This window comes from Streptomyces sp. NPDC026522 (assembly GCF_055567555.1).
Map to the genome: position 1 here is coordinate 312,576 of NZ_JBVHQF010000008.1, position 19,640 is coordinate 332,215.

The 19,640-nt window shown below is 73.4% G+C and carries 21 protein-coding genes; 1 reads left to right on the top strand and 20 read right to left on the bottom strand.

Annotated features, from left to right (window positions below; all coding sequences use genetic code 11):
• Positions 1-72 precede the first annotated feature (72 nt).
• The 6 genes from ACZ4M3_RS22535 to ACZ4M3_RS22560 all read right to left on the bottom strand — a co-directional run bounded on the left by ACZ4M3_RS22535 (position 73) and on the right by ACZ4M3_RS22560 (position 5,105).
• Positions 73-867, bottom strand: coding sequence for a hypothetical protein (locus ACZ4M3_RS22535; protein ID WP_467735266.1), 795 nt, complete (start codon positions 865-867; stop codon positions 73-75).
• On the bottom strand, positions 867-2,141 hold the full coding sequence (locus ACZ4M3_RS22540) for a VWA domain-containing protein (RefSeq protein ID WP_467735268.1): 1,275 nt from the start codon (positions 2,139-2,141) through the stop codon (positions 867-869). The genes ACZ4M3_RS22535 and ACZ4M3_RS22540 overlap by 1 nt, the downstream gene beginning before the upstream one ends.
• Positions 2,142-2,344: 203 nt before the next feature.
• Positions 2,345-2,770, bottom strand: a complete 426-nt coding sequence (locus tag ACZ4M3_RS22545; RefSeq protein ID WP_467735270.1) for a GntR family transcriptional regulator — start codon at positions 2,768-2,770, stop codon at positions 2,345-2,347.
• A gap of 39 nt (positions 2,771-2,809) precedes the next feature.
• Positions 2,810-3,802 carry an ABC transporter permease gene (locus ACZ4M3_RS22550; protein ID WP_467735272.1) on the bottom strand — a complete coding sequence of 331 codons (993 nt, stop codon included), beginning with the start codon at positions 3,800-3,802 and terminating at the stop codon, positions 2,810-2,812.
• Positions 3,799-4,746, bottom strand: coding sequence for an ABC transporter ATP-binding protein (locus ACZ4M3_RS22555; protein ID WP_467735274.1), 948 nt, complete (start codon positions 4,744-4,746; stop codon positions 3,799-3,801). Before ACZ4M3_RS22555 ends, ACZ4M3_RS22550 begins: the two co-directional genes overlap by 4 nt.
• Positions 4,747-4,892: 146 nt before the next feature.
• Positions 4,893-5,105, bottom strand: coding sequence for a chaplin (locus ACZ4M3_RS22560; RefSeq protein WP_467735482.1), 213 nt, complete (start codon positions 5,103-5,105; stop codon positions 4,893-4,895).
• A 293-nt stretch (positions 5,106-5,398) separates the two neighbouring features.
• On the opposite strand from ACZ4M3_RS22560, the gene ACZ4M3_RS22565 reads away from it, so the two are divergent.
• On the top strand, positions 5,399-6,169 hold the full coding sequence (locus ACZ4M3_RS22565; protein ID WP_467735276.1) for a 3-hydroxybutyrate dehydrogenase: 771 nt from the start codon (positions 5,399-5,401) through the stop codon (positions 6,167-6,169).
• Positions 6,170-6,233: 64 nt separating this feature from the next.
• Here ACZ4M3_RS22565 and hypE read toward each other — a convergent pair whose 3' ends face one another.
• The 14 genes from hypE to ACZ4M3_RS22635 all read right to left on the bottom strand — a co-directional run bounded on the left by hypE (position 6,234) and on the right by ACZ4M3_RS22635 (position 19,611).
• Positions 6,234-7,223, bottom strand: a complete 990-nt coding sequence (gene hypE, locus ACZ4M3_RS22570) for a hydrogenase expression/formation protein HypE (RefSeq protein WP_467735484.1) — start codon at positions 7,221-7,223, stop codon at positions 6,234-6,236.
• A 133-nt stretch (positions 7,224-7,356) separates the two neighbouring features.
• Positions 7,357-8,529, bottom strand: a complete 1,173-nt coding sequence (gene hypD, locus ACZ4M3_RS22575; RefSeq protein ID WP_467735278.1) for a hydrogenase formation protein HypD — start codon at positions 8,527-8,529, stop codon at positions 7,357-7,359.
• Complete coding sequence (locus ACZ4M3_RS22580) at positions 8,526-8,894, bottom strand: HypC/HybG/HupF family hydrogenase formation chaperone (RefSeq protein WP_467735280.1); 369 nt, start codon at positions 8,892-8,894, stop codon at positions 8,526-8,528. Before ACZ4M3_RS22580 ends, hypD begins: the two co-directional genes overlap by 4 nt.
• A complete protein-coding gene (gene hypF, locus ACZ4M3_RS22585; protein ID WP_467735282.1) occupies positions 8,863-11,295 on the bottom strand; it encodes a carbamoyltransferase HypF in 2,433 nt (810 codons plus the stop codon). The genes ACZ4M3_RS22580 and hypF overlap by 32 nt, the downstream gene beginning before the upstream one ends.
• Positions 11,295-12,209, bottom strand: coding sequence for a hydrogenase nickel incorporation protein HypB (gene hypB / locus ACZ4M3_RS22590; RefSeq protein ID WP_467735284.1), 915 nt, complete (start codon positions 12,207-12,209; stop codon positions 11,295-11,297). The genes hypF and hypB overlap by 1 nt, the downstream gene beginning before the upstream one ends.
• A gap of 3 nt (positions 12,210-12,212) precedes the next feature.
• Positions 12,213-12,626 carry a hydrogenase maturation nickel metallochaperone HypA/HybF gene (locus ACZ4M3_RS22595; protein ID WP_467735286.1) on the bottom strand — a complete coding sequence of 138 codons (414 nt, stop codon included), beginning with the start codon at positions 12,624-12,626 and terminating at the stop codon, positions 12,213-12,215.
• 140 nt (positions 12,627-12,766) lie between these two features.
• Positions 12,767-12,871 (bottom strand): DUF6893 family small protein, encoded by a 105-nt coding sequence (locus ACZ4M3_RS22600; RefSeq protein ID WP_453355207.1) that lies wholly within the window; start codon positions 12,869-12,871, stop codon positions 12,767-12,769.
• Complete coding sequence (locus tag ACZ4M3_RS22605) at positions 12,868-13,386, bottom strand: hydrogenase maturation protease (RefSeq protein ID WP_467735288.1); 519 nt, start codon at positions 13,384-13,386, stop codon at positions 12,868-12,870. Before ACZ4M3_RS22605 ends, ACZ4M3_RS22600 begins: the two co-directional genes overlap by 4 nt.
• Positions 13,383-14,804, bottom strand: a complete 1,422-nt coding sequence (locus tag ACZ4M3_RS22610; RefSeq protein WP_467735290.1) for a hypothetical protein — start codon at positions 14,802-14,804, stop codon at positions 13,383-13,385. Before ACZ4M3_RS22610 ends, ACZ4M3_RS22605 begins: the two co-directional genes overlap by 4 nt.
• Positions 14,801-15,520, bottom strand: coding sequence for a DUF6084 family protein (locus ACZ4M3_RS22615; RefSeq protein ID WP_467735292.1), 720 nt, complete (start codon positions 15,518-15,520; stop codon positions 14,801-14,803). Before ACZ4M3_RS22615 ends, ACZ4M3_RS22610 begins: the two co-directional genes overlap by 4 nt.
• Complete coding sequence (locus tag ACZ4M3_RS22620) at positions 15,517-16,185, bottom strand: DUF5947 family protein (RefSeq protein WP_467735294.1); 669 nt, start codon at positions 16,183-16,185, stop codon at positions 15,517-15,519. The genes ACZ4M3_RS22615 and ACZ4M3_RS22620 overlap by 4 nt, the downstream gene beginning before the upstream one ends.
• Entirely contained in the window at positions 16,182-16,703 is a 522-nt protein-coding gene (locus ACZ4M3_RS22625) for a hypothetical protein (protein WP_467735296.1), read from the bottom strand. The genes ACZ4M3_RS22620 and ACZ4M3_RS22625 overlap by 4 nt, the downstream gene beginning before the upstream one ends.
• On the bottom strand, positions 16,700-18,478 hold the full coding sequence (locus ACZ4M3_RS22630) for a nickel-dependent hydrogenase large subunit (RefSeq protein WP_467735298.1): 1,779 nt from the start codon (positions 18,476-18,478) through the stop codon (positions 16,700-16,702). Before ACZ4M3_RS22630 ends, ACZ4M3_RS22625 begins: the two co-directional genes overlap by 4 nt.
• Before the next feature lie 77 nt (positions 18,479-18,555).
• Positions 18,556-19,611, bottom strand: coding sequence for an NADH-quinone oxidoreductase subunit B family protein (locus ACZ4M3_RS22635; protein WP_467735300.1), 1,056 nt, complete (start codon positions 19,609-19,611; stop codon positions 18,556-18,558).
• Positions 19,612-19,640: the final 29 nt, after the last annotated feature.

Consider the following 19,640-nt stretch of genomic DNA (forward strand, 5'->3'; position numbering starts at 1 on the left):
GCCGCGTGCGCGGAAGGAGGGGCGGCCACGGCGCCGTGCCGTGACCGCCCCTCCCGTCAGCCGCCCCTCCCGTCAGCCGCGGGGCGCGGGGCGGCCCGAGCCGCGGGTGAGGCGGTATCCGGCGATGCCGGCGAGACCGCCGAGCAGTCCCCCGGCCGCGGTCCAGATCCACCGGTCGGACCACCAGCCGCCGGACCAGCCGTCCTCCGGTTGCGTCCCCGGCGCGGTCGGGCGCACCGCGGTGCTGCCGGGGACCAGCGGCGCGGCGACGGCGCCGTCCACCGCGTAGGCCCCGCCCAGGTCCTTCGCGTCGGCCCGGACCTGCGCCCGTACGGGCTGGCCGAGGTCCTCCTGGGCCAGGTCAACGACCGTCAGGCGCAGGTAGTACGTGCCCGGCAGCGGGTCGTCGGACCACGTGTCGGCGCCGCTGCGGACGGGGCGCAGGGTGCAGGAGAGTTCCAGCGTGGCGCTCTCCTTGGGCGCCGGCGCCGCCTGTACCCCGTACATGCAGGGCTGGCGGCGGCGCAGTCCGTCGTAGACGTCGATCCGCCAGGTCGAGGCGGCGTGCCGGGAGGCGGCCGGCGGCAGCGCCACCGTGGCCCGCACCGTGGTGCGCTGGCCGACGTCGAGCGGGAAGGACCAGTAGAGGTAGTCACCCGTGGAGGCGTCGGCGGTCGCCTCCTGGCCGAGCTGGACCGGGGTGGCGGTGCGGAAGGCGGTACCGGCCTCGGTCGGTCCGGCCGCCGTCCCGCTCGGCTTCGGCGAGGGGGTGGCGGCCGAGGGGGTGGCGGCCAGGGCGGTGACCGCCGGACCGAGCAGACCGGCGCCGGTCAGCAGGGCGGCGGTCAGTACGCGTACGGTACGCATCAGTTGGTCCTCCAGACCGAGATACGCCAGCGGGAGATCCAGCCCCAGACCAGACCGGCGACGAGGCCGGCCAGGACCAGCACACCGAGCAGCCACCAGCCGCGGCCGAGGCCGAAGGCCGCCGCGTCCGACGCGTGGTCCGGGCCGTCCACCAGGTCGATGGTCAGCTCCAGCGGCATGCCCGGGGTCGTCTTCACCGACGCGGGTGCCGAGAAGGAGTTGCTGACCTGGAGGCAGACGGTCTCGGGCGCCGTTTCGGCGTTGCCGTCCTCGTCGTCCAGGACGGCCTTCGGGTAGCGCAGGCCCGTCGAGATCAGGTCGGTACGTCCGTCGCCCGCCTCGGAACCGCGGACGATCTCCCGCCCGTACACGGTCGAGGCGCGCAGCATCACGCCGTAGTCGTTGTTGACGGCGCGGTCCGCGCCGAGGCTCACCGACGCGCGCAGTTCCTGGCCGGGCTTGACGTCGACCCGGTACCAGCGGTGCTCGCCGAAGGTCTCGCGGTCGCTGTAGAGTCCCGCGCCCAGCTTCGGGGCGTCGCGGCACTCCTTGGCACCCTGGGCGGCGACCGGGGTGGCGACGGGAGCCGCCGCCCGGTCGACGAGTTGCCGGACCCGGCCGGAGAGTTCGTCCTTGTGCTGGACGGAGGTGTAGGTGCCGCCGGTGGCCTCGGCGATGCAGACGAGCTGGTCGCGCGTCTTGGCGTCGGGGACGAGGCCGAGCGTGTCGATGGTCAGGTGGATGCCCTGGGCGGCGATGTCCCGGGCCACTTCGCACGGGTCGAGCGGGGCGCAGGTGTCCTCGCCGTCGGTGATGAGCACGATCCGCCGGGTGGCGTCACCGCCCTTGAGGTCCTCGGCGGCGCCCAGCAGGGCCGGCCCGATCGGGGTCCAGCCGGTGGGGGCGAGGGTGGCCACCGCGGTCTTCGCCTCGGTCCGGTTGAGCGGACCGACGGGGTAGAGCGCCTTGGTGTCCTTGCAGCCGACGTTGCGGTCTTCGCCGGGGTAGGTGGCGCCCAGGGTCCTTATGCCGAGGCGCACTTCGTCGGGCACGGCGTCGAGCACCTCGTTGAAGGCCTGCTTCGCCGCCGACATCCGGGACTGGCCGTCGATGTCGGTGGCCCGCATGGAGCCGCTGACGTCCAGGACCAGTTCGACCTTGGGGGGTTCCTTGGATACGGGTTCACCGGCGGAGGCGGTCGCCGGGAGGAGCCCGACGGCCAGTGTGGCCAGCAGGCCGCAGGCCCCGGCCGCCACCCATTTTCTTGTGATCATCGCCGGATCGTATTGAGGATGGTCCGCCAAACCAAAACGCGCGCGGCCGCGTTGGCGGCGCGGAACCGGTTCCTCGGATGCCGATCCGGGCGGCGACGGCGGCGCCGGCCCGCGGAGTCGTGCAGGGCGGGCGCCAGGGGAGCAGGACGGCGGTCAGTAGGGCGGGCGCGGTGGGCACGCGCCCCGGGCGGCCGGTGCCCCTCTCACCTGAGCGGCTCCGCGGCGCGCAGGGCGGGGGAGCCTCCCGGGAACACCTCGGCGAGTACGGTGTCGAACAGGGCGGTCACGCCCGGTGCGTCGAGGCCCGCCTCGCGTGCTTCGCGCATCCAGCCGGCGAGCCCGCCGCGCAGCCCGGGCTCGCCCTGCCCCGGCGCCCCGGACGGCTGGGGGACGTGCGTGACGAACGTACCGGCGCCCTGGCGGACTTCGACGAGCCCGGCCCGTTCCAGCTCGCGGTAGGCCTTGAGGGTGGTGTTGGGGTTGACCCTGGTGGCCGCCGCGACCTGCGCGGCCGTGGGCAGCTTGTCCCCCTCCGTCAGGGCGCCCATCCGCAGGGCCCGTTCCACCTGCTGGACGATCTGCAGGTAGGCGGGCAGCCCGCCGCGCCGTTCGATGTGGAATACGACCATGGTGCCCGCCTCCTTCATGCCGTGCGGTGACCTGTAACTCTATGACGTGAACGGGGCCCGGCGGAGGCGCCGGAGGAACAGCGCGATCAGGGCCGCGCTCAGCGCCACCAGCACCCCGGCGGCCGTCCACTGCAAGCCGGCCCGCTGGTCGGCGCCGAAGTAGTCCCAGACCGAGTTGACGATGCCGAGCCGGGCCCGGCAGGCCTCGGGGGACGCGTCGGAGACGCAGGTGCCCCATCCGTACAGCTTTCCGGACGCGGTGCCCACCCACTGGTCGACCTGCACGGCGTGGTCCAGAACGGCCGGCTGGTCGGCGCCGAGCGGGAACGCGATCCGGCGCGGGGTCGCCAGGTCGTTCTTGAACACGTCGCCCACGACCAGGGCGGCCCACGAGGCCAGGAAGGTCAGGACCATCGCGCTCACCACCCGACGGGTCAGTGCCCCGATGGCGAGGCCCAGCGAGGTGGTGAAGAGGGCGGTCGCGACCAGGACCGGGCCGGTGGCCTCGAAGACGGGGTCGTGCAGCCAGTCGGTGCCGGCGAAGGGGCCGACGGAGTCGCGCCACCAGCCGAAGAGCAGGCTCAGCGGCAGGGTCGTGGCGGTGGCGACGCCGAGGGCGAAGCCGACTTTCGCCCGGAGCCAGCGGCCCCGCGGGACGGACTGGGTGGTGACCAGCCGCGCGGTGCCGTGCTCCAGGTCGGAGGCGATGAGCGCGGCTCCCAGGACCACGCCCAGTACCGCGGGCAGGGAGCCGAGGGTGCTCGCACCGGAGTTGAAGCGGTTGACGACCCGGTTGGTCACTTCGCCGTCGAGGGTGTCGGCGGATTTCGCGGGCCAGCCGGCTCCGTGCAGCGTGTCGAGCATCGCGGCGCGCTGGTACACGATCCACGCGGCGCCGAGGACGGTCACGGCGAGGCAGGCGAGGAGCGCGATCCGGTGCTGGCGCATCAGCAGCCAGAGCAGTCCGCGCGGGCCGCGGCGCCGGGCGTCGCGGGTGGCCTGGGCGGCTTCGGGGTGGGTGAGCGTGCTCATGCCGCGCATTCCTCTCGCTGTGCGGGCGCCGCCGTCGGGGCGATCAGCGCGGGGGCCCCGGGCGAACGGAGGTAGGCGAGGAGTACGTCCTCCAGGCCGGGCTCGGTGAGCTGCCATTCCCCGTTCAGCGGGCCTTGGCGCAGCAGGAGGGCGGTGAACTGCCGTCCGGCGGTCCGGGTTTCGATGAGGGTGTGGGCGGCCAGCGCCTCGGGCAGGGCGCCGTCGGGAGCGGTGACCCCGGTGACCAGCGTGTGCATGGGCACGAGTTCGTCGGTCTCACCGGCCATGCGGACGGTTCCGCCGTCGAGTACGAGCAGGAAGTCGCACATCTGCTCCAGCTCGCCGAGGAGGTGGGAGGACATCAGGACGGTCGTACCGTGTTCGGCGGCCTCGGACATCAGCAGTGCCCCCATCTCGTCGCGGGCGACCGGGTCGAGATCGGCCATCGGCTCGTCCAGCAGGAGCAGCTCGGGGCGCTTGCCGAAGGCGAGCGCGAAGGCGACCCGGGTGCGCCGGCCTCCCGACAGTTCGGCGACGCGGGCGTCCATCGGGATCCGGCCGCCCCGCACGATCCGTTCGGCGACCGCACGGTCCCAGCCCGGGTTGAGCTCCTCCCCCATGCGCAGGGTCTGCGCCACCGTGAACCGCTTGAACAGCGGCTTGTCCTGCGCCAGGTAGGCCCAGCGCGGCATCGCGGCTCCATCACCGGCCGGCGCGCCGAAGATCCGCAGTTCACCGGCCGAGGGTTCGCTGAGCCCGGACGCCAGGCTCAGCAGCGTGCTCTTGCCCGCCCCGTTGGGGCCCACGAGGGCGCAGATGCGGCCGGCCGGGACGCGGAAGGAGCAGTCGCGCAACGCCCACCCCCGGCGGAACTTCTTCCCCAGCCCGCGTGCTTCGAGCGCCGACCGGGTGCCGGCGGGAGCGGGAACGGTGATATCCCCCACGCCTCCCCCTCTCCGTGATTCCATTAAATGACTAGTGGAATCATGGTGTGCGGCTCCGGGCCTGTCAACCGGCCGTTAACGCGCCGGGCCCGTCACCCGCCGCCGGAGCGGCAGGTGACGGGCCCGTGAGCCACGTACTGCGTAGGTCAGGCGTTGACGCAGACGGCGCCGCCCGCCGGGTTCAGCGCGCCGATGACGTTGATCGAGTTGCCGCAGAGGTTGATCGGGATGTGGACCGGAACCTGGACCACGTTGCCGGAGAGCAGACCCGGCGAACCGACGGCCAGACCCTCCGCGCTGGCGTCGGCCGAAGCCGCCGAGGCTCCGCCGACGACCAGGGCACCGGCCGCCAGGGCCATCGCGACACTCTTCAGAACACGTGACACGAGGTGTCTCCTTCAGATGCATCCAGCGACGCGACGAACGCGCCACACGGTCCGGTTCGGGTCCGCACTCCTTCCTTCGTCCGCGACCGGGTCCCGCCTTTACCTCTGGAGCGGCTTTCCCGCAAACGGATGAGCCCGACCGGCGCAGCCTCGGACACGCGTCCGGATCCCCCGCCACGGATGGCGGTGTGCGCCACAGCGGCCCCGTCCACTGTGTGGCCGTACGCCATGGGCGCCGCCGGGCGCCGCGCCTACTGTGTGCAGGCATGACGAGCACACTTCCCGCCCCCGCCCCCGACCTGCGCGGGCGGGTGGCCCTGGTGACCGGCGGCGGCAGCGGCATCGGACGGGCCTGCGCCCTCGCCCTGGCCTCGGCCGGCGCGACCGTACACGTGGTGGACATCGCCGAGGAGGCCGCGAAGACCGTCGCGGCGGCGATCGGCGGCCGGGCGCACACCGTGGACCTGGCGGACGCGGCGGCCATCGGCGCACTGCCCCGCGAGGTGGACGTGCTGGTCAACAGCGCGGGGCTGCAGCACGTCGCCCCCATCACCGAATTCGACCCGGCCCGCTTCGCCCTCATCCAGCAGGTCATGGTCACCGCGCCGTTCCTGCTCCTGCGCCACGTGCTGCCGCACATGTACGCGGCCGGCTGGGGCCGGGTCGTCAACATATCCAGCGTGCACGGGCTGCGCGCCAGCGCCTACAAGTCGGCGTACGTGGCCGCGAAGCACGCCCTGGAGGGGCTGAGCAAGGTCGCCGCCCTGGAGGGCGCCGCACACGGCGTCACCAGCAACTGCGTCAGCCCGGGGTACGTCCGCACCCCCATGGTGGAGGGCCAGATCCGGGACCAGGCCGCGGCCCACGGGGTCAGCGCCGAGGACGTACTGAGCGAGGTGCTGCTGGCCCGCTCCCCGGTCAAGCGGCTCATCGAGCCGGAGGAGGTGGCGTCGGCCGCGCTCATGCTGTGCGGCCCGCACTCGGGCTCCATCAGCGGGACCTCGCTGGTCATCGACGGCGGCTGGACCGCGCGCTGACCCGCGCCCGGAGGACGGCGAGCGGCCCCCGCCGCGCGGGGGCCGCTCGCCGGCTCGGGCCGGCTCAGCAGATGCGCGGCAGCTGCTCGCCGATCGGCAGGTCCACCACCCGGGTGCCGCCGAGGCCGGTACGGGCGACGACCAGGCCCGGGTGGGCCTCCACCGCCTCACCGATCACCGCCGCGCGGCGGCCCAGCGGGTGGGCGCGCATCGCCTCCAGCACGGCGTCGGCGTGTTCCCGGGGTACGAACGCGACGAGCTTGCCCTCGTTGGCCACGTACAGCGGGTCCAGGCCGAGGATGGCGCACGCGTTGGCGACCGGGTCCGGGACCGGGACCGCGCCCTCACGGATGACGACACCCGCTCCCGAGGCGGCGGCGATCTCGTTCAGGGCGGCCGCCAGACCGCCACGGGTGGGGTCGCGCAGGACGTGGAGGTCGGGGGTGACCGCGAGCATGGCCTCCACCAGGCCGCCGAGGGCGGCGCAGTCGCTCGTGACGTCCACGCCGAACTCCAGGCCCTCGCGCACGCTCATGATGGCCACGCCGTGCAGTCCGATCTCACCGCTGACGATCACGACGTCCCCGGGGACCACGCGCTGCGGGCGCAGGTCGACCCCGTCCGGGATGAGCCCGATCCCGGACGTGTTGATGTAGACGCCGTCGCCGTGGCCGGCTTCGACCACCTTCGTGTCGCCGGTGGCCACCTCCACTCCCGCCGCGCGCGCCGCGGCGCCGAGGGCCCGGGCCACCTGGGCCACCACCGACATCTCGACGCCCTCTTCGAGGATGAAGCCGCAGGACAGGTAGGCGGCCCGGGCCCCGCTCATCGCGAGGTCGTTGACCGTGCCGTTGACGGCGAGGTCGCCGATGCTGCCGCCGGGGAAGAACAGCGGCCGCACCACGTAGGAGTCGGTGGAGAAGGCGAGCCGGACCCCGCCCAGCGAGAGCGCGGCGGAGTCGCCGAGCTGGGCCAGCGCCTCGCCCCCGTAGGCGGGCGCGAAGAGGTGCTGGACCAGCTCGGCGGAGAGCGCGCCGCCGCCGCCGTGGCCCATCACCACGCGGGGGCGGTCCCGCAGCGGCGCCGGGCAGGTCCAGCCGGTGACGTCCAGCGCGGTACCGGACTGCGCGGGCAGCGCGGTACCGGGCTCCGCGGTCCCGGGCTGAGCGGTCTGCGGCAACGAGGTGTCAGGCAACGGGGCTCGCCTCCAGCGGTGCGGTGGTCTCCTGCGGGGCCGCCGGCGCGGGGGGCGCCGTACGGGCGGCCGGGGTGAGTTCGAGGCGCCGGTAGAGGTAGTAGGCGGCGCAGGCACCCTCGCTGGAGACCATGGTGGCCCCGAGCGGGCTGCGCGGCGTACAGGTGGTGCCGAAGGCCCCGCACTCGTTCGGCTTGAGGAGGCCCTGGAGGACCTCGCCGCTGCGGCACTCGGCCGGCTCGCGGGTGGTGATGCCGGTCACCGCGAACCGGTGCTCGGCGTCGAACTCCCGGTAGCGCTCGGACAGCCGCCAGCCGCTGTCCGGGATGACGCCGATGCCGCGCCAGGCCCGGTCGGTGACCTCGAAGACGTCCTCCAGCATGGCGAGCGCGGCGGGGTTGCCCTCGGGGCGCACGGCCCGCGCGTAGGCGTTGTCCACGGTGTGCTCGCCCCGCTCCAGCTGCCGGACGGCGCGGCGTACGCCTTCCAGGATGTCCAGCGGTTCGAAGCCGGTCACCACGATCGGCACCCGGTGGCGGGCGGCCAGTTCGGGGTACTCCCCCATGCCCATCACGCTGCACACGTGCCCGGCGGCGAGGAAGCCCTGCACCCGGCAGCTCGGCGAACTCATGATCGCCTCGATCGCCGGGGGCACCCGGACGTGGGAGACCAGCAGGCTGAAGTTGGGGATGCCGAGCTTCTTCGCCTGGTACACCGTCATCGCGTTCGGCGGGGCGGTGGTCTCGAAGCCGATGCCGAAGAAGACGACCTCGCGTCCCGGGTTCTGCCGCGCGATCTTGAGGGCGTCGAGCGGCGAGTAGACGACCCGGACGTCACCGCCCTCGCTGCGCACCTGGAACAGGTCGCGGCCCGTGCCCGGGACGCGGAGCATGTCGCCGAAGGAGCAGAAGATCACGTCGGGGCGGGAGGCGATCTCCAGCGCCTTGTCGATCACCTCCAGCGGCGTGACGCACACCGGACAACCCGGCCCGTGGATCAACTCCACCTGCTCTGGGAGCAGTTGGTCGATGCCGTGCCGGATGATGGTGTGGGTCTGGCCGCCGCAGACCTCCATCAGCGCCCACGGCCGGGTGACCGTGGCGTGGATGTCGTCCAGGAGCCTGCGGGCGAGGCCGGGGTCCTGGAACTCTTCGATGTACTTCACTGCCGCGCCTCCTGCGGTACGTGGTCTGCGGCCGGGCCCTCGGCCGGGCCCCCGTCATCGGTCGGGGTGCTCTCCTCGAAGGGCCACGGAGCGCCACCCGCCTGCGCCGCCTGCTCCCAGGGGTCGCCGAACTCCTCCTGGAGCATGCCGAGCTGGGTGAACAGCTCCAGCGTCTGGCGGGCGGATTCCTCGTCCAGGCGCTGGAGGGCGAATCCGACGTGGACGATGGCGTACTCGCCCACCTGGAGGTCCGGCAGGTACTCCAGGCACACCTCCTTGACCACCCCGCCGAAGTCGACGGTGGCCATGCGGGTGCCGTTCTCCTCCGCGATCTCAAGCACTCTGCCGGGTACCGCCAGGCACATGGGCTTCTCCTCGCTGTGGGTGTTCCGTGGTGCGGTCTCGTGCGTCGGTGGTGCGGCCGCGGGCGTCCGCGGCCTGGCCGCGGGCCGCCGCCACCATGAGCTGGCCGAGCGCCAGCCCCCCGTCGTTCGGCGGCACCAGGCGGTGGCGCAGGACGGTGAAGCCGGTCCCGCGCAGCCCGGCGGCGCAGGCCGAGGCCAGCAGGGTGTTGCCGAAGACCCCGCCGGTGAGGGCGACGGTGTCCGCCCCGTGGTGTTCGCGCGCCGCGGCGCAGACGGTGGTGACGAGGGCGGCGACCGAGGCGTGGAAGCGGGCCGCGATCAACGGGGGCGGGGTCCCGGCCCGGACGTCGGCCACGACGGCCCGCAGGACGGGCGCCGGGTCGGCTACGAGCGGACGGTCGGGAGCGGCGGGCCCGGCCGGCCGCAGGGCGAAGGCGTACCCGGGCGCCGCGCCGGGGGCGTCCAGCGCCGCGGACTCCAGCTCGATCGCGGCCTGGGCCTCGTAGCCCGCGTGGTGGCAGATACCCGCCAGCGAGGAGACGGCGTCGAAGAGCCGGCCCATGCTGGAGGTGGGGGCACAGTTCAGGCCCCGGTTCAACTGGACCGCGAGCAGCCGCAGTTCGTCCGCCGGGCAGGCTTCGACGCACGGCAGGCCGGCCGTCCAGTCGATGGCCGCCGCGCGCAGGTGGGACAGCGCCATGCGGTACGGGCGGCGTACTGCGGCGTCCGCGCCGGGCAGCGGGACGTAGGCCAGGTGCGCGAAGCGGGTGTACCCGGCGTAGTCCGCGAGGAGGAACTCCCCGCCCCACACCGCGCCGTCGTCGCCGTAGCCGGTGCCGTCGAACGCGACCCCGATGATCCGCCGGTCGCCGGTCAGGCCGTGTTCGGCCATGGCGGAGGCGATGTGCGCGTGGTGGTGCTGGACGCGGATCAGCGGCCGGGAGCCGGCGTTGCGTACGGCCCACCGCCCGGAGCGGTAGCCGGGGTGCCGGTCGGCGGCGAGCTGGGCGGGGGTGACGCCGGTGATGCTCTCCAGCTGACCGGCCGCGCGCTCGAAGGCGTACTGCGTGGCCAGGTCGTCCATGTCCCCGATGTGGGCGGACGGCCAGGCCCGGCGCCCTTCACCGAGGCAGAAGCTGTTCTTGAGGTCTCCCCCGACGGCCAGCGTCGCCGGTACCGGCGCGGGGAGCGTGAGGGGGAGCGGCGCATAGCCGCGGGAGCGCCGCAGGACCAGCGGTTCGCCGTCGCAGACGCGTACCACCGAGTCGTCGCAGGGCACGTGGATGGGACGGTCGTGGGTGAGCCAGGCGTCGGCCAGCGGGCCCAGCCGCGCGAGGGCTTCGGCGTCGTCGGTGACGATCGGTTCGCCCGCCAGGTTGCCGCTGGTCATGACGAGCAGGCGGGGGCCGGGAGGGTCGCCGGGCAGACCGAGCAGCAGGTGGTGCACGGGCGTGTAAGGGAGCATCACGCCGAGGTCGGGGCTGCCCGGGGCGACGCCTTCGGCGACCACCGGGCCGCCCGCGGCTCCGCGGTGGCGGCGCAGCAGCACGATGGGGCGCGGGCCGCCGGTGAGCAGGGCCCGCTCCTCGGGGCCGATCGAGACGAGGGCCACCAGGTCGGCGGGGTCCCGGGCCATCAGGGCGAACGGCTTGTTCCCGCGGGCCTTGCGGCTGCGCAGCGTGGCCACGGCCGTCTCGTCGGCGGCGTCGCAGGCCAGGTGGTAGCCGCCGAGGCCCTTGACCGCGAGGACCGCGCCCGCGGCCAGCAGCCGGCGGGCCCCGGCCACCGGGTCCACGCCGGGCACCTCCCGCGGCGGCGTCCCGGCCAGCAGCCGCAGCCGGGGTCCGCAGGCGGGACAGGCGACGGGCTGGGCGTGGAAGCGGCGGTCGGCCGGGTCGGCGTACTCGCGGGCGCAGTCCGGGCACATCGGGAAGGGCGCCATGGTGGTGTGGGCCCGGTCGTACGGCAGTCCGGTGACGATGGTGAAGCGCGGGCCGCAGTGGGTGCAGGTGATGAACGGGTGGCGGTGGCGCCGGTCGGCCGGGTCGGCCAGCTCGGCGAGGCAGTCGGCGCAGGTGGCGACGTCCGGGGAGACCAGCGTACGGGCGGGCCCGCCGCCGCTGGAGGCGATGATGGTGAAGCCCGCGCCGCCCGCGAGGGGGACCGGGCAGTGGTCGACGGAGTCGATGAGCGCGAGGGGCGGGGCGTCCCTCGCGAGCCGGTCGCAGAATGCGGTGACCGCCGTCCGGGCGCCTTCCACCTCCGCGACCACCCCGTCCGGGGTGTTGGTGACGTGTCCGGCCAGGCCGAGCGCGGTGGCGCGGCCGTAGACGTACGGGCGGAAGCCGACGCCCTGGACCACGCCCCGCACCGTGACCCGGCGGCGTTCGACGGCCTCCATCAGCGGGCCCGCACCACGGGCGGGTGCGCGTGGTGGTGACCGGCGTCGTGGCCGTGACCGGCGTCGTGGTCGTGGTGGTGATCCATGTCGTGGTGGTGGCCGGCGTCGTGGCCGTGCTCGGCGTCGTGGCCGTGACCGGCGTCGTGGTCGTGGTGGTGATCCATGTCGTGGTGGTGGCCGGCGTCGTGGCCGTGCTCGGCGTCGTGGCCGTGGTGGTGGCCGTGGTCCCGGCCCGCCATCACCGGCGTGTGCGCCGGGGCGCCGTCGCCGACGGCGAGCGCCCGCTCCAGCAGGGTGCCGAGGCCCTGCTCGGTGCGGACGGAGGTGAGCACCACCTCCACACCGGGGTTGACCTGCTGGACGTTGGCCCGGAAGGCGGCCTCGTCGAACTCGACGGCCTCGGCGATGTCGGTCTTGGTGACCACCACCAGCTGCGCGAGCCCGAAGGCGGTCGGGTACTTCAACGGCTTGTCCTCGCCCTCGGTGACGGAGGCGAGGACGACCCGCAGGGATTCCCCGAGGTCGTACGAGGCCGGGCACACCAGGTTGCCGACGTTCTCCACGAACAGCAGCCGCGTGCCGTCGGGCAGCCACCCGTCCAGGTGCCGGGCCAGCATCGCGGCCTCCAGATGGCAGAGGCCGTCGGTGAGCACCTGCTTGACGGGGACACCGGAACGGCCCAGGCGCACCGCGTCGTTCTCGGTGGCCAGGTCGGCGGTGAGCGCGGCGACGCCCACTCCGCGCCGGCGGGCCAGGTCGAGTTCGCGCTCCAGCAGGGCCGTCTTCCCGCTGCCGGGGCTGGAGAGCAGGTTGACGACGGTCGTGCCGCGTGCGGTGAGTTCGGTGCGCAGGGTCTGCGCGGCCGCCTCGTTCTTGGCCAGTACCGCCTGCTTCAGATCGACCACTCGGCACATGGTTCAGCGCTCCTCGGAGATCGGTTGACGGGGGTGCGCGGGGGCGGGGACCGTGGTGTCCTCCGGTTCGTCGTCCCACGTGACGTCGAGGATCCGCAGCTCGCGTCCCGCGACCAGTTCGGTGCCGGTGGCGCTGCCGCACGCGGGGCAGCACAGGTCGGGCGGCATGCCGACGGCCCAGTCACCCGCACAGGAGGTGCAGCGGGCGCGGGCGGGGACGGCTTCGGCGGTGAGGGCGGCGCCCTCCAGGGACGTTCCCGCGCAGGCCAGTTCGAAGCAGAAGGCGAGGGCGTCGGGGACCACCCCGGCGAGTTCCCCCACCTGGAGCCGGACGGCGCTCACCGTGTGCGCGCCGGCGGCTCGGGCCGCTTCCTCCACCTGGCTCACCACGGCCATGGCGATCGACATCTCGTGCATCGGGCTCCGTTCTGCCGGGCCTCATTAGAGCGGCAGGGCGGCGGCGGAGCGGTCGGGCACGCCGACACGCGGCCCGCCCCGTACGCCATTCGGGCGCCGGGGCGGGCGGTGACGCGTCGTGCGCCGCGGATGCGCGGGGCTCACATGTTGCGGATGCGCAGGTAGCGTTTGACGTCGGGGGCGATCTGCACGGCCACCACCAGCAGGGCGGCGATGGTCGCGCCGCAGAGGACGGCCTTCTTCATCTGGTTCTCTCCTCGGTTCGGGCCGGCGCTGCGGCCGGATCGTTGTGCACCAGTTCCAGCACCATCCGTACGGCCTCCGGCACCGCCGCGGCCACCGGTCCGCTCAGGCCGATGCCCTCTTCGACGGACTCCGGTTCGCAGCCCACGACGAGCGTGCGACGGGGCGGGGTGCCGCCCGTACCGGCGCACAGGGTGCCGAGCAGGGCCAGCACGGCGTCCGGGGACATGTGGTGGCCGTCCAGGACGGCGGCGCCCGCGGCGGCGCCCGGTTCCCCGGCCTCGATCAGGTAGAGGGTGCCGGGGGCGCCGCCGCGGGCGGTGGCGTCGACCAGGACGAGGGTGTCGTAGCCGTCGAGGAGCTGGTAGGCGAGGTGGACGCCGCGGACGCCGAAGTCCACCACCTCGACGTGCCGGGGCAGCGGCTGCGCGGCCAGCCGGCGCACCGTCTCGACGCCGAACCCGTCGTCGCCGAGGAACACGTTGCCGATCCCGGCGACCAGCGTCCCGCCCGTCACCGCTCCTCCAGGGGTGCCACCTCGTCGGGCTGGAAGTAGAGGAACCGGCCCTGCTCGCGCCGGATGTCGGCGCCGGGGTCGCCTTCGACGGTGACCGCGAGGTGCACGCCGCCGTCGACGTCGTGCAGGACGGCCTCCACCTGGGCGGGCCGGCCCCGTACGAACAGGTCCTGGGCGTCGGTGCGCCGCAGCCCCGGCCGCAGCAGGACCCGGCTGCCCACGCCCACCGGGACGCCGTCCACGAGGACCCGGTCGGGGACCGGCCCGGCGGCGTCCGCGCGGGCCGGGTCCCACCACGGGGTCTCCGGCCTGAACGCCGCCTGGCCCCCCGGTGGTTCGAGCCCGGTGGGGGCGTCCGGCGGGACGTCGGGGTCGGTGATCTCGCGCAGGGCCCGGACCGCCCCGTGCAGCCGTTCGAGTACCTCGGGCGGCATGGACTCGGCGAGGTCGATCACGGCGGCGGCCCGGGGGTCGGTACCGCGTGCCTCGCGCTTCTCCTCGTCGGTCAGGGCCGCGGTGCGCAGGGCGAGGATCTCGTCGATCTCGGTGGCGTCGTACATCGCGCCGATGCTCTCGGGGGCGATCCCCGGATGGTCCTCCAGGATGATCGGGGAGGACAGGACGACGTCGGCGCGGCCCGCTTCCCCGGCCAGGACGGGCCAGGTGTGGCGGTTGACGCAGCCCGCGGTGGCGGCCTTGGCCCATTCGGGCGGGTCCGTCATCGACAGGAAGCGGCCCGCGTCGAGCCCGAGCAGGAGGTGGGCGGCGACCAGGGAGCGGGACAGCGCCGCGTCGCGGCCCGTGCCCCCGGTCCCGGGCTGCCAGCCGCCGGTGTTCTCCACGACCGCGGTGAGCTTGGCCGCCCGGTAGGCGCAGTCGAGTTCGCTCGCGCGCAGCCGCAGGACGCCGCTGATCTCCTCGGTGCGCCGCACGAGGCGGCCGACCGTGCGGCCGTCGGCGTCGACGACCGGTTCGGTCTCCTCGCCGGCGGGGCGGGTGAAGGGCAGGCTGACGCCGTCGCCCGCCAGTTCCGTCACGCCGACGGTGAGTTCGACGCGTTCTTCGGTGCCCTCGTCCCAGGGGACGAGGACGCGGTCGGCGAGGTGCAGTTCCTCGACGTCCGTGAAGGTGCCGTCGGGCGCCGCCTGTTGGACGGTACGTCGCTGCGCGTGCAGGAACCGGAGTTCGACGGTGAGGGTGGCGTCCCCCTTGGGCTCCATCAGGAGCTCGGTCTGCTGGAGGCAGTGTTCGCCGTGCACGGGCGCCCAGGCGGGGGGCACGAGCACGCCGAACTGCCAGCGCAGCCGGTTCTTGGCGGCCGAGGCCCGGTAGGGGTAGAGCACGTACCCCTCGAAGAGGACGGCGTCGGCCACCTGCCGGGCGGTCTCGAAGCGCGCGTCGAGCGCGGTGGCGGTCATGGCGCCGTCCTCTCGCCGACGCGGGGCAGCAGTCCCGCGCGCAGCCGCTCGGGCGGGGTCGGCCGGACGGCTGTCGCGGCTTCGGTGGCGGTGGCGGCCTCGGCGAGGAGGGCGCGTACGGTCGCCTCCCAGGAGGCCAGCGCGTGCCGGGAGCGGTAGGCGAGCAGCTCGTCCATGGCGTCGCGGGGCAGCCGCAGCCAGCCGCAGCCGGGGAAGTGCTGCTCGATCATCTCCTGCCACACCGTCACCGGCATCCGGTACGCCGCTTCGCGGTCCCAGGGCACCGGCTCGACGTGGAAGCCGCCGGCCCCGGTGAAGGCGGTGCCGGAGAACAGCATGAGCAGCGGCGCCTCACCGTCGTCCAGGGCGGTGAAGTACCGGGTCGCGGCGATGTCCATGTCGTAGGTGCAGGGCACGGCCAGGTCCACCTCGGTGGATCCGGTGAAGCTCGGCACCATCAGCGTGACCTGCGCGAACTGTACGGGCTGGAGGGTGTTGCCCCAGCGGGAGCGCTCGCCGAACAGGTCGGCCAGGCCCTGCGCCTCGGCATCCCCGTAGCTCCGCCGGGCCGGTTCGATCCGGATCTGGCAGCGCAGGGCCAGCGCGTGCACCCGGGTGTCCCCGGAGGCGGTGACGGCGAGGCGGAAGACGAGCGTGGGCCCGGCGGCGTACGGGTCCGCGCGCACTCCGGTGCAGGTGAAGCCGAACTCCGTCATGGCGCGACCTCCCCCGCCGGGACCTTGGCACGGCGTTCGATCCCGGCGAAGAAGGCGTCGAGCGCGGCCCGGGCCTCGGCGCCGCCGTCGAAGCCCTGCCACAGCAGCCGCATCCGGCCCACCAGCTCGTAGCAGACGTCGATCGGGACGAGGTAGCAGTCGGTGCGGCCCTCGCGGCGGCGCAGCAGCAGCGCCTCGACGTCCGGCCGCAGCAGACCGGCCAGGGTGCTGTCGCCGAGGGCCGACTGCCAGGTGGCGGGGTCGAGTTCGCTCTCGGTGGCCCCGGCCGGGCTCGGGTAGAGCGCGACGAGCCGGTCCAGGGCCGCGTTGCGGAAGAAGAACGCGACGCCGACGGGAATCTGCAGGAGTTCCCAGGCGCCGTCGTCCAGCCGGTGGCCGGGGTCGTGGAGGTAGCGGTCGGGGACGGCCCGGTAGCGGCCGGTGGCGGCGCCCGGCCGGTCGAACAGCAGGGCGCAGGCGGTGCAGGCGCAGACGAGCGCCCGCTTCTCGGTCTCGACCAGGTGGCGGTGGCCGTCCTCGGCGACCGCCACCCCGCACAGTTCGCAGGCCTCGGGCCGGGGTTCGCGCGGCCGCGTGAACCGGCGCAGGCCCGGTGGCCCCGCCGTCCGCGCGGACGGCGGGGCCCAGGTGCGGGGCGCGCTCACGGCACCCGGACCGGGGCCTGCGGGCGGGTGCCGATCTGGAGCAGCGGCTGGGGCGGAGGCCCGGCCGGCTCCAGATCGACGGTGGTCACCTCGGGTGCGAAGGCGGCCAGCGCCGCCTCGGCGGCCTGCCGTACGCCGTCGGAGGTGCTGCCGCAGCCGCAGCCGCCGCTCGCGGCGGGCCGCAACCGCAGCGTGCCCGAGGCCTCGTCGTAGCCGAGCGGTTCCACCGGGTCCCCGAGGGTGTCCAGGGCGCGGGCGATCCGGGTGTGCACGTCCTCGGGGTGCAGGTCGTGCAGGGCCAGCAGGCTGGAGACGAGTTCGTCGTCCAGCAGCGGGGCGAGGGCGTCCGGGGCGAGCCGTGAGGTGATGCGGGCGAGCCCGGAACCGTAGAAGTCCATGAGGACGCGCACCAGTTCCTCGGCGGCGGCGCAGACCTCCCGGTCGCCGGTGTCGGCCAGCCGGTCGAGCACCTCCTCGACCCGGCGGCCGGTCTGCAGGGAGTCGGCGGCGGCGCTCATCCGCCCAGTCCGCTCAGGCCGGTGGGCACGTGCATCTGCTTGACGGTCTGCCCGTTGCCGACGTACATGTGCACGCCGCAGGGCAGGCAGGGGTCGAAGCTGCGCACGGCGCGCATGATGTCGATGCCCTTGAAGTTCTCCGGGGTGTTCTCCTCGAAGATCGGGGTGTTCTGCACCGCGTCCTCGTACGGGCCGGGCGTCCCGAAGGTGTCGCGGGTGCTGGCGTTCCACGGGGTGGGCGGGTAGGGGTGGTAGTTGGCGATCTTCCCGTCGCGGATCACCATGTGGTGCGAGAGCACGCCCCGGACGGCCTCGGTGAAACCGACTCCGATGGACTCGTCCGGCACCTCGAACTTCTCCCAGGTCTGGGTGCGTCCGGCACGGACCTCTTCCAGCCCCTTCTCGGCGCAGTGCAGGGCGATGGCGGCGGCGTAGGCCTGGAAGTACGTGCGGGCGCGGTTGCGCTCCAGCGCGTTGCTCCACTGGGGGATCTTCCACTCGAAGGTGGTCTCCGGCTTGGTCATCGTCCGGGGCAGGTTGATGACGACGCTGTGGCCGGTGGCCTTGACGTAGCCGACGTCGACGAGCCCGGACAGGGCCGTGGACCACAGGCGGGCGATCGGGCCGCCGCCGGTGTCGAGGGCCAGGTGGTCCTTGCCGTCGAACCAGCGCGGTGACATCACCCAGCTGTACTTGCCGTCGAAGTCGCGCTTCTGCGGGGCGGGGATGGTGTGCTGGTTCCAGGGGTGGCGGGGGTCGACCGGGTTGCCGAGCGGGTCGTGGGTGACGAACTTCTCCTGGCCCGCCCAGTCGTCGTAGTACGAGCTGCCCAGCAGGATGCGGATGCCGAGGTTGATCTCGGTGAGGTCGTTGGTGACGAGTTTGCCGTCCACGATCACGCCCGGGGTGACGAACATCTTCCGTCCCCAGTCGGACATGTTGGCGTACGTGAAGTCGCAGTACTCGGGGTCGTTGAGGGCGCCCCAGCAGCCGAGCAGCACGCGGCGCCGGCCGACCTCCTCGTAGCCCGGCAGGGCCTCGTAGAAGAAGTCGAACAGGTCGTCGTGCAGGGGGACGACGCGCTTCATGAACTCTACGTACCGCATGAGGCGGCTCATGTAGTCCGTGAAGAGCTGCACCGAGGCGATGGTGCCGACGCCGCCCGGGTACAGCGTGGAGGGGTGCACGTGGCGGCCCTCCATCAGGCAGAACATCTCGCGCGTGTAGCGGCTGACCTGGAGGGCCTCGCGGTAGAACTCGCCCTCGATGGGGTTGAGGGAGCGCATGATGTCGGCGATCGTGCGGTAGCCGTGGTCACCGGCGTGCGGGGCCTCGGTGCGCTCGGCCAGCTCCAGGACACCGGGGTTGGTCTCGCGGACCATCTTCTCGCAGTAGTCGACCCCGACCAGGTTCTCCTGGAAGATGTTGTGGTCGAACATGTACTCCGCCGACTCACCGAGGTTGATGATCCACTCGGCGAGGTGGGGCGGCTTCACCCCGTAGGCCATGTTCTGCGTGTAGACGGAACAGGTGGCGTGGTTGTCACCGCAGATCCCGCAGATGCGGCTGGTGATGAAGTGCGCGTCGCGGGGGTCCTTGCCGCGCATGAAGACGCTGTAGCCGCGGAAGACCGACGAGGTGCTGTAGCACTCCGCCACCCGCTTCTGCTTGAAGTCGATCTTCGTATGGATACCGAGACTGCCCACGATCCGGGTGATCGGATCCCAGGCCATCTCCACCAAGCCGTCGCCGGACGCCTTCGTCTTCGGTGCCATCGTGTCTGCCGTGACCCTTCTTCGGAGCGGGCTCTGCGGGAACTGCGGGGGTGTGCGGTGGGGGCGGGGCGTGCCGGTCACCAGGGCGGCCGGTAGCCGGTGGTGAGCCGCTCCCCGGTGTGCCGCCACTTCGGTTCCTTGTCCACGGTGCGCGCCGTCATCGAGCGCAGCTTGCGGACGACGGCGCCGTACGCGCCGCTGGCCTTGCTGGACACCTTGGCCCCGGGCGGCTCGTCCATGAACGGCATGAACTTGTCCGGGAAGCCGGGCATGGTGCAGGCGATGCAGATGCCGCCGACGTTCGGGCAGCCGCCGATGCCGTTCATCCAGCCGCGCTTGGGCACGTTGCACTTGACGACGGGGCCCCAGCAGCCCAGCTTGACCAGGCACTGCGGCGAGTCGTAGGTGTGCGCGAACTGGCCCTGCTCGTAGTAGCCGGCCCGGTCGCAGCCCTCGTGCACGGTCGCGCCGAACAGCCAGGTCGGGCGCAGCTTGTCGTCGAGCGGGATCATCGGCGCGGAGCCGGCCGCCTGGTAGAGCAGGTAGGTGAGCGTCTCGGAGAAGTTGTCCGGCTGGATGGGGCAGCCCGGTACGCAGACGATCGGGATGCCGGCCTTCGACGTCCAGTCCCAGCCCAGGTAGTCCGGTACGCCCATGGCGCCGGTGGGGTTGCCCTCCATCGCGTGGATGCCGCCGTACGTGGCGCAGGTGCCGATGGCCACGACGGCGAGGGCCTTGGGCGCCAGCCGGTCGATCCACTCGCTGGTGGTGATGGGCTGGCCCGTCTCGGGGTTGTCCCCGAAGCCGCACCAGTAGCCGTCCGCCTTGATCTTCTCGTTGGGGATGGACCCCTCGATCACGAGGACGAAGGGGTCGATCTCCCCGCGCTCGCCCTTGAAGAACCACTCGATGAACGTGTCCGCGCCGCCGACGGGGCCGCACTCGAAGTCGATCAGCGGCCAGTGCACCGCGATCTTGGGCAGACCCGGCAGCACGCCCATCACGATCTCTTCGATGCTGGGCTGCATCGCCGCGGTCAGGGACACCGAGTCGCCGTCGCAGCTCAGCCCCGCGTTGATCCAGAGGATGTGGATGGGGGGATCCTCTACCGTGCTCGGCGTTGCTGCATCCATGAGGATGCCTCCTTGGGCAGGAATTCGGG

Excerpts from the sequence above, each read along its gene's own strand:
- ACZ4M3_RS22535 (WP_467735266.1), bottom strand. The coding sequence starts at position 867 with ATGCGTACCGTACGCGTACTGACCGCCGCCCTGCTGACCGGCGCCGGT.
- ACZ4M3_RS22540 (WP_467735268.1), bottom strand. The coding sequence starts at position 2,141 with ATGATCACAAGAAAATGGGTGGCGGCCGGGGCCTGCGGCCTGCTGGCC.
- ACZ4M3_RS22545 (WP_467735270.1), bottom strand. The coding sequence starts at position 2,770 with ATGGTCGTATTCCACATCGAACGGCGCGGCGGGCTGCCCGCCTACCTG.
- ACZ4M3_RS22550 (WP_467735272.1), bottom strand. The coding sequence starts at position 3,802 with ATGAGCACGCTCACCCACCCCGAAGCCGCCCAGGCCACCCGCGACGCC.
- ACZ4M3_RS22560 (WP_467735482.1), bottom strand. The coding sequence starts at position 5,105 with ATGGCCCTGGCGGCCGGTGCCCTGGTCGTCGGCGGAGCCTCGGCGGCT.
- ACZ4M3_RS22565 (WP_467735276.1), top strand. The coding sequence starts at position 5,399 with ATGACGAGCACACTTCCCGCCCCCGCCCCCGACCTGCGCGGGCGGGTG.
- hypE (WP_467735484.1), bottom strand. The coding sequence starts at position 7,223 with ATGGGCCACGGCGGCGGCGGCGCGCTCTCCGCCGAGCTGGTCCAGCAC.
- ACZ4M3_RS22580 (WP_467735280.1), bottom strand. The coding sequence starts at position 8,894 with ATGTGCCTGGCGGTACCCGGCAGAGTGCTTGAGATCGCGGAGGAGAAC.
- hypF (WP_467735282.1), bottom strand. The coding sequence starts at position 11,295 with ATGGAGGCCGTCGAACGCCGCCGGGTCACGGTGCGGGGCGTGGTCCAG.
- hypB (WP_467735284.1), bottom strand. The coding sequence starts at position 12,209 with ATGTGCCGAGTGGTCGATCTGAAGCAGGCGGTACTGGCCAAGAACGAG.
- ACZ4M3_RS22595 (WP_467735286.1), bottom strand. The coding sequence starts at position 12,626 with ATGCACGAGATGTCGATCGCCATGGCCGTGGTGAGCCAGGTGGAGGAA.
- ACZ4M3_RS22600 (WP_453355207.1), bottom strand. The coding sequence starts at position 12,871 with ATGAAGAAGGCCGTCCTCTGCGGCGCGACCATCGCCGCCCTGCTGGTG.
- ACZ4M3_RS22610 (WP_467735290.1), bottom strand. The coding sequence starts at position 14,804 with ATGACCGCCACCGCGCTCGACGCGCGCTTCGAGACCGCCCGGCAGGTG.
- ACZ4M3_RS22615 (WP_467735292.1), bottom strand. The coding sequence starts at position 15,520 with ATGACGGAGTTCGGCTTCACCTGCACCGGAGTGCGCGCGGACCCGTAC.
- ACZ4M3_RS22625 (WP_467735296.1), bottom strand. The coding sequence starts at position 16,703 with ATGAGCGCCGCCGCCGACTCCCTGCAGACCGGCCGCCGGGTCGAGGAG.
- ACZ4M3_RS22630 (WP_467735298.1), bottom strand. The coding sequence starts at position 18,478 with ATGGCACCGAAGACGAAGGCGTCCGGCGACGGCTTGGTGGAGATGGCC.
- ACZ4M3_RS22635 (WP_467735300.1), bottom strand. The coding sequence starts at position 19,611 with ATGGATGCAGCAACGCCGAGCACGGTAGAGGATCCCCCCATCCACATC.